The 9,413-nt window shown below is 68.2% G+C and carries 1 protein-coding gene; it reads left to right on the plus strand.

Annotated features, from left to right (window positions below):
* On the plus strand, nucleotides 1–9,413 hold a 9,413-nt coding region (locus tag PZA18_RS23085), incomplete at both ends, for a putative Ig domain-containing protein (protein ID WP_284103258.1).

The following is a 9,413-nucleotide window of genomic DNA, read 5'->3' on the forward strand; positions in this document are numbered from 1 at the left end:
GGCGAGTCGTATACCAACCGGGCCACCTTCGTGCTGCCGAGCGCGATCGAAGGCGACTTCCACCTGATCGTCAAGGCCGACACCGATATCGCCCGTGACATCGACCCGCTGCGGATCAAGCCGGCCAGCAGCCTGCGTGCCGGGCTGGACACGGTGGCCCAGCTGCAAGGCCAGGGCGCGGGGGCGGTAGCCGAGTTCCGGGGGGAGGGCAATAATGTGGCCCGGCTGGCGCTGCCGATCACCCTGGCGACGCCACCGGACCTGCAGGTGGCCACCGTGCAGATGCCGCAGAAGGTGGTGGCCGGTCAGCCCTTCCGTGTCGATTACCGCGTCGAGAACCGCGGCGGCGCCACCCCGGCCGACCAGGGCAGCTGGACCGACCTCATCTATCTGTCAAAGGATCGCTTCCTTGACCTCAGCAAGGATCAGTATCTGGGCTATGTCCAGCACGAAGGCGGGCTGGCGGCCCAAGGGGGCTACGATGCCCACCTCGATCTGAAGGCGCCGTTTGGGCTGGATGGCAGCTATTACCTGTTTGTGGTCAGCGACCCCGCCCGCTATCAGGGCAGTGGGGCCGGAGGGCGGGTCCTGGAAGGCGACGAGCTGAACAATGCCGGCACCGCCGCCCAGCCGCTGCTGATTGAGACCCCGCCGCCGGCGGATCTGGTGGCGCAGAGCGTCAGCCTCAAGACCGCCACCGTGCAGGTGGGCGACGAGGTCGAGCTGCACTACACGGTGAAGAATGATTCGACCAACCCGGCCCGAGGCCGCTGGACCGATGCGGTCTACCTGTCGGCCGATGGCCAGTGGGACATCAGCGACATCCTGCTGGGCAAGCTCGAGCATATCGGCGATCTGGAAGCCGGCAAGGACTATGCCGGCACACTCAAGGCCAAGCTGCCACCGCTGAAGGACGGCAGCTGGCGCCTGGTGGTGCGGCCCGATATCTACAACGAAGTGTTCGAAGGCGAGATCCGCTACGACGCCACCGGCCTGCATCGGGCGCCGGGCGAGCAGAACAACCTGATGGCCTCGGCCCAGACCCTGACCGTGACGGTGCCATCACTGGTGGTGGCCAGCCCGCTCGCCCTCAATCTGAACGCGGGTCAGTCACAACTGTACAAGGTCAGTGTGGCCGCTGGCGAAACCTTGCGGGTGTCGCTGGATGCGGCGAGTGACGACGGCGAGAACGAAATCTACCTCCGCTATGGCGAGGTACCGACCGGCCATCGCTACGATGCCGCCTACAGCCGGGCGGCCGCGGCCGATCAGCAGGCGGTCATTCCCAGCACCCAGGCTGGCGATTACTACGTGCTGGTGCGCAGCCGTAACAAGGCCGGCAGCCCGGCCCAGACGGCAACGCTCAAGGCCGAACTGATGCCGCTGGCGATCACCCGGGTGACGCCGGATGCCGGCGGCACCGGTGACGACCAGCACCGCTGGGTGACGATGGACATCGAAGGCGCCCGCTTCAAGCCGGGGGCGCTGGTCAAGCTGTCGCGGCCGGGCGTGTTCGAGGTCCAGCCCGAGCGCTGGCAGGTGCTGGATGCAACGCATATCCGCGCCGTGTTCGATCTGCGGCAGGTGCCGCATGGCCTGTATGACCTGCAGGTGCTGAATCCGGATGGTCAGGTGGTGACCGAAGCCTATCGCTATCTGGTGGAACGCGGCATCGAGGCCGATGTGACTCTTGGCATCGGCGGCGCCCGCACGCTCAATCCGGGCGAGACGGGCAGCTACAGTGTCAGCCTGCAGAACCTGAGCAATGTCGATACGCCGTATGTGAAGTTCAACGTCGGTGCGCCGGCGATGGGGGACAACCCCTATCTGCTGAGCGGCCTCAACCTGCCCTTCTTCACCTTTGCCAGCAATGTGGGGGGGCAGCCCGATGGCCGCACCCTGGGGGGCGCCAATACCCAGACCACCGGGGCCAGTCCGGTCGACGGCACACCCCGGCGCGACATCCCGTGGGCGGTGCTCGACAGCATGCTCAATCAGGGGGGCTTCAACCTGACCCCCGGCTATGCCTTTGATGTGGCGGCCCGTGGCTTTGTGGGGGCGACGGTCAATATCGCCACCTATCCGGGCCTGGCCGAGTGGATCAACTACGACTTCGAAGGTCTGCGCGACAAGCTCTATCGGGTCCGGCCGGACTGGAAAGCCGAGGGCAGGCTCGATGGCGGCATCAACGATCTGGACAAGCTGGCCGAAGGGCTGGCCGCCCGCTTCCGCTCGCTCGACCCTAAAATCCACCTCAACGCCACCGACAATCTGGCGATGCCGTTCCGCTTCAATCTGGTGGGGGCGGCCACCCCGCTGACGCGGGATGAGTTCATCGCCGATCAGCTGCGGCATGCCGAGGCGCTGCGCACGGCCATTCTGCAGGATGCCCAGGCGCCGATTCCCTTGCAGGTGCTGGCCTCGGACAAGGCGCAATGGGGCCAGGGCTGGCTCGGCGCGCTCGAAGCCGCCGGCCTGCTGCGGCCGCTGGACGAAGCGCCGCCGATCCGGGCGGACGGCAAGGTGATGAGCCTGACCGCCACCCTGGCCACCGGCCTGCTGCTGGGCCGTGGCGGTGAGCAGTACCGTACCCAGGCGGATCTCGTCAGCTTCTTCAGCAAGGTGCAGCAATGGTATGGCGACACGCCGCAAGCGCTGGCGCCGGTGGACTACGAAGAATACCGGGCGGCCGATGGCGGCAATGCGGTCGCCATCAGCCCGGTGCCGGTAGCCCCGAAGGCTGCCGATTACCGGACCGAAGCGGCGCATGCCACCCACTTCCTCAGCCTGGACGTGTTTGCCGGCGGGCTGGCCGAAATGGAATACCTGCGCAACATCGGCCTGCTGGATCAGGACTTCAAACCGATCGGTCCCAAGGCACTCAATCTGGCGCAATATCTGCAACAGGCCGCACAGAACCGGGCGGCCGAGACCTCCACGCTCAGCCTCCGCGGACCGCAAGTCCTGCCCAATGCCGACGGCGTGGCGCATGTGCCGGTGGCGACCCCGCTGCCCTACACCGTGTCGTTCCAGAACCCAACCGATGCGCCGGCCGGCGAATTACGCATCGTCAGCCAGATCGACCCTGGCTTTGACCTCGGCAGCCTGCGGTTGAACGACCTCAAGCTGGGCGATATTAATGTGCATGTGCCGGACAACCGTTCTGACTTCGGTGGCGACTTCGACTTCAGTGACAGTCACGGTTTTATCCTGCGCGTCTCGGCCGGGGTCGACCCCGCCAGCCGCACCCTGAGCTGGTTGATCCAGGCGATTGACCCGGAAACCGGCGAAGTGCTGAAGGACGCCACCCGAGGCCTGTTGCGGCCCGATGCCGGGCAGGCGCAGTCCCGCCGGGGTTTCGTCAGCTATACCCTGCAGGCCCGGGATGACCTGGCCAGCGGCAGCCGCCTGCGCAATCAGGCGCGGCTACTGTTCAACGGCCAGCCGCCGATCGACAGCGAAGCCCCACCGGTCAGCCTCGACGCGGCCGCGCCCCGGACCACGGTTCAGGTCGCCAGTGCGGCCAACACCGCCGACGGCGCCCCGCAGTTCGACATCAGCTGGCAGGCGCAGGATGACGCCAGTGGCGTACGGCATGTGACGGTTTATGTCTCGACCGATGGTGGCGACTTCCGCCTCTGGCAGAAGCAGGTGGTGGGCGCCAGCGGCCAGGCCCGCTTTGTGGGCGAGGCTGGCAAGCATTACGAGTTCCTGGCCGTCGCCACCGACGTGGCCGGCAACCGCGAAGCGGCCAATCTTCTGAATGCCGTGCTGCCGGATGATGGCAGCGCCGGCCAGACCGCCGACAGCTTGGGCCGCAATGAAACACTCAGTGCGACCGCGCCACTACCGGCGGCCAAGCCCGACCGCACCTATGCAACGAATGCCCTGTTCCAGACTGCCAGCCAACGGCTGCCGGGTCTGGTGGTGCCGCAACAGGCCGGCGATCTGCAAAGCGTGCTGGCCCCGTTCAGCAGCCGCAGCTTCGGCAGTGGCTTTAGCGGTAGTCAGGCCCATATCGGCGCACTGGCGATGGTCGAACTGGCCGATGGCCGGGTGCTGGCCAGTGCCGGTGAAGGCCGCAATGCCGTCTACGCCTTCGCCAAGGATGGCGGCCGCAGCCTGCAGCCGCTGTTCAGCCTGAACGAACCGGTGCTCGACATGGCGCTCGACCGGCTGGGCCAGCTGTGGGTGATGACCGGTCGCCAGCTGCTGCAGGTGGATGCCGGCAGTGGCCAGATCGTGCAACGACTGGATGGCCCCGGCGGCAACCCGTTGACCCATGCGCTGGCGATTGACCGCGACGCCGGCCAGATTTATGCCAGCTCCGGCCAGGGCATTGAACGCTACGACCTGGCCACCGGCCGCTGGCAGCACGTTTCGAATGTCCGCGTCGGCGATCTGGCCCTGGGGCCGGATGGTCGGCTGTGGGGCGTGCGCTGGACCGGCAGCCAGATCGACGCTGCCGCCGCCCAGCCGCAGAGCGAAATCGTCAGCATCGCCCTCAGCGGCCGCAACGCCGGCCGGGCTGAAGTCGAATACCGCCTCGACGGCGTGCTCGACAGCCTGGCCTTCGGTCGGGCCGGCAGTGCCCTCGACGGCCTGTTGCTGGTCAGCAGCAATGGTCACCAGCAGGCGCTGGGCGCCGGCCGCAGTGCCGCCCGCGATGGTGCACTGTGGATGATCGAACTGGCCAGCCGCCGCAGCCTGCAACTGGCCAACGGCGGCAGCCGGGGCGAGAGCCTGCTGACCACGGCCGATGGCCGCATCCTGCTGGCCCAGACTGGCCAGATTGACGAGATTGCGCCGCAACGGCCGCCCAAGCTATTGGCCGGCTCGGTGCCCGACGGCGCCCTGGTGCCGCTGCCCTTATCGGAAATCCGCCTGCGCTTTGATCAGGCGATGTATGCCGGCGATACGGCAGAAGGGTTGAACAACGAGCCCGGCTCGGTCCTCAACCCCGAGTACTACACCCTGGTCAGTGGCGAGGTCCGGCTGCAGCCGACCGGTCTGCGCTGGGATGCTGCCAGCCAGAGCGTGATCCTCAGCCTGCCGTCACTGGAAGCCGGCCACTGGCGACTTGAAGTCAGCGATGCGCTGCAGAACAGCGGCCGCATCAAGCTGGCGCAAGGCTATGTCAGCCAGTTCACCAGCGTGCTCGACTTCAGCAGCCGGGTGCAGCTGACCTTCAGCAACACCCGCGCCCATCACGCCACCGGCCAGGTCAGCTACGACGTCAGCCTGCGCAATATCGGCACGGATGACCTCAAAGGCCCGCTGACCCTGCTGCTCGACCCGGGTCGTTACTTCGGCGACGCGATTGCCGGTGCCCGGCGCGGCAGTGGCGAACAAAGCGATCTGTGGCTGCTCGACCTGAGCGCTGCCCTGAAGGACGGCAAGCTGGCGGCCGGCGAGACCCTGGCCGACCAGACCGTGACCCTGGTACCGGCTGAACGCTTCGGCACCGCCCCCGGCAGTGGCCCGCTGGTCAAGGCCAATCTGGGGCATGGCGTCTATGCCCTGCCGTACCAGAACGTGCCGCCACAGGTGAGCGCCGAGATCGGCGACGGCATTGCCGTCTCCACCTTGCGTGACCTCGACACCGAGCCCCTGCCCACGGCCCAGGTGGGCCAGGCCTGGACCGCCACCCTGGTCGCCACCGACCCCGACAGCCGCGTGGTCAGCTGGCAGATCCTCGACGGCCCGGCCGGCCTGAGCCTGACAGCGAGTGCTCAAGGCGTGCGGGTGGAACCCCCCCTCCCGGGGACGGATACCGCGCCGGCCAGCACGACGAGCTATTACAAGCACACCGCCCAACTCAGCTGGACCCCAAGCGCCAGCGACCTGGCCCAGAGCGAGATCCGGGTCCGCGTCATCGACAGCCGCGGCGGGGTGGCGATCCGCCGCTTCGCCATCGACGTGGCGGGCGGTAACCATGGCCCGGTCATCGACGCCATCGAAGACATCCGTCTGACCGAAGGCGAGGCGCTGGCACTGCCGCTGACTGCCTCCGATGCCGATGGCGACGCCCTGACCCTGACCGTACGCAATCTGCCGGCAGGTGCCAGCTTCGATGCCAGCCGGGGCGTGCTGCACTGGACCCCGAGCTACGACCAGGCCGGTGACTACCGCGATATCGCCGTCGTCGCCAGCGATGGCAAGACCACCAGTGTGCGCCGCTTCAACCTGCGGGTAGCCCAGGGCTATGCCGCCCCGGTCTTGCGGGCGCCCGCCAACCAGACCTTGCGCGAAGGCGAACGCTTCAGCCTGCAGCTGGCCGGCAGTCTGCCGGGCGGTCTGCGTCAGGCCGATGGCACCACCATCCGGCTCCAGTACAGCAGCCCCTGGTTGCCGGCGGGTGCCACCCTCAACCCGGATACCGGCTGGTTCGACTGGACCCCCGGTTACAACCAGCACGGCCACCTCAGCCTGCCGCTGACCCTGACCGCCACCTACACCCCGGCCGATGGCAGTGCCCCGGTCAGCACCCGGGTCAGCCAGACGCTGGAAATGGAGATCCTCAATGCCAATGGCGCACCGCGCTTTGCGCCGGCCGAGCACTGGCAGCTACTGGAAGGCCAGCCCTTGCGGCTCTCGGTGTTCGCCTTCGACCCGGACAACCCCGACTTTGAACCCAAGCTGCGGTTGCGGCCCGAGGGAGCAGCCGTGGGCGGCGAAGGCCGGGCCAGCGTCGAGTACGACGTGCAGGGCCTGCCACCGGGTGCCCGCTTCGACAAGGACACGCTGGAGCTGATCTGGACCCCGGGCTACACCCAGGCCGGGACTTATGAAATCACCGTGATCGCCACCGACGATGGCGACGGTACCGGTAGCCGGGCCATCAGCCGGCTGACGGTGCCGATCACCGTCCGCAATGCCAACCGCGCCCCCGAGGTGGGCGACCTCACGAACGCCAGTCTGGAAATCGGCCAGACCCTGCGCATCCCGGTCAGCGCCCGCGATGCCGACGGCAACCCGCTGACCCTGAGTTTGAGCAGCTTGCCGCGCTTTGCCCGCTTCGAGCAGACCAGCCCGACCGAGGGCGTGATTATCGTCACGCCGCAGGAGGGCGACCGGGGCGATTACCCGATCACCGTCACCGCCCAGGACAACGGCGACGGCGAGGCCGGGGCCGCGCTGGCCCAAAGCAAGCGATTCGTGTTGAGTGTCACCCACCTGAGCGAAGCGCCGCAGATCCGCGTTGCCCGTCAGGCCGTGGCCGTGGCCGGCCAGCCCCTGCGGCTGCCGATCCGCGTCAACGACCCGGATCAGGACGCGCTCAGTTATCGACTGGAAGGGGCGCCGGCCGGGGCGCAGATCGAAACCGATCCGCAATACGGCCTGGCCTGGCTGGTGTGGACCCCGAGCGCCGATCAGATCGGCAACCATGATCTGAGCCTGCTGGTGAGCGACAGCGGCCTGCCACCGGCCGGCAATGGCCAGACCCTGCCCGCCGACTTCGTGCCGCAGCTGAATACCCGCAGTGCCGATCTGCGCCTGATTGTGCGCGGTGCCAACCAACTGCCCACCCTGCTGGCCCTGCAGGCCGATGGCCAGCCGGCCACCGCGCTGGCGGCCGACCGCAGCCGGGTGATGGCGCGCGAAGGCCAGCCGCTGACGCTGGACTGGATCGTCACCGACCCCGATCTGGATCTGCTCCACTGGACCGTCGAAGGACTGCCGGCCGGCATGACACTGGAACCGAGCCAGCAAGGCAGCCAGAACCGGCTGCGGCTGGTATGGACCCCGGGCCTGCTGGCGGCGCAGAGCAGCAATCGTTCCGACCAGGCCGACGGCCACTACCGGCTGACCCTGCGCGGCAGCGATGGCATGGCGACGATTGCGCACACGGTCGAGATCGAGGTGGTCAACACCAATCAGGCGCCACAGCTCTTGCCGATGCCGCTGCAGCTGGTGCGCGAAGGCGAAACCCTGAGCTTCCGCCTGACCGCCAGCGATGCGGACCGCGACGCCGTGCAGCTGGACCTGCTGATGGACGAGACCACGCCCAAAGGCGTGCGTTTCGACCCGGCCAGCGGTACCTTTGAATGGACGCCGGATGCCGATACCGTGGATCACCTCAACGGCAACGACCGCGCCTTCCCCTTCCGCTTCCGGGCCAGCGATGGCCAGACCGCGACGGTGCAGACCGTGCAGGTGCGGGTGCTCGACCTCAACCGTGCGCCGGTCATCCAGACCAGCTCGCATGCTCTGGTGGTGGGGCAATCCTTCAGCCTGCCCGTGGTGCGTACGGCCCCCTCGCCGGCGGGCGAGGGCGGGGGGAGTGGGAATCAAACAGGCACGCTGCCGAACACCTCAACAGCCCCAATCAGCCCGGCTTTGCCGGGCGCCACGCCGTCGTTGAGCCCCACTGCCGCTGGCAGCGCCTTGCCCGGTCTCCAAATCACGGACCTCGACGGCGCCGCCCAGACCGCCGCTCTCAGCGTCCGCTTCAACAACCTGCCCGAAGGCGCCACCTTCGACGGCCAGACCCTGCACTGGACCCCCGGCCCCGGCCAGATCGGCGACGTGCTGGTGACGGCCGAGGTCAGCGATGGTCGCAGCACGACCCGCCAGACCTTCGTGCTGCGGGTGGTGGCCGAGGCGAGTGCCAACGCCCCGACCATGCTGATCGACCTGACCCCGGCCACGCCGGTGCTGCCGGGCCAGAGTGTGCTGGCCACCGTCCGCGCCGATGGCTTTGCCGCGATCCGCGAGGTGAAGGCCGCCGTGCGCGGTGCCGGCTTCGGCAGCGACTGGCAGCCGGTCGCCCTCGACACCAGTGGCCGCCTGCGCCTGCCGGCCACCGTCGCCGGCCTGATCGAATTGCAGATCACCGCTACCGATGTCGACGGCTTCAGCACGACCCGGACCCAAAGCGTGCGGGTACGCGATCCGCAGGATAGCGCCGCACCGCAACTGGCCTGGGCCGGCGCGCTCAAGCCGGCCGATCAGGCCCCCGCCACCCTGTCGACCGCCAGCCTGCTGCAGGCCCGGCTCGATGAGACCCAGCTGATGGGCTGGCGCCTGCAGCTGGCGCCGTTGCACGGTGAATGGACCACCCTGGCCGACGCCCAGGCCACCGCCACAGCCCAGCATGGCCTGCTCGATCTGGCCACGCTCGACCCGCGCCAGTACGCCAACGGTGTCTACCGCCTGCGGCTCACCGCCTGGGATCTGGCCGGCCGCCAGAGCGAGATCGACAGCCGCCTCATTGTTGATAGTGCCGACAAGCAAGCCGCCCTGGCCCGTGCCAGCGATGGCCTGTTCCAGCTGGGGGGCCACACCCTGGCGCTGAACCGTGAACTGAACGGCCAGACCTCCTCGGCCGATGCCGGCAACTGGCAGCTGCCGCTGTTCCAGAGCCGCCTCAGTCACGATCAGACCGAGATCCGCGACAGCGGCAGTCTGGC

This window comes from Parachitinimonas caeni, from assembly GCF_030129945.1.
GTDB classification, from domain to species: Bacteria; Pseudomonadota; Gammaproteobacteria; order Burkholderiales; family Chitinimonadaceae; genus Parachitinimonas; species Parachitinimonas caeni.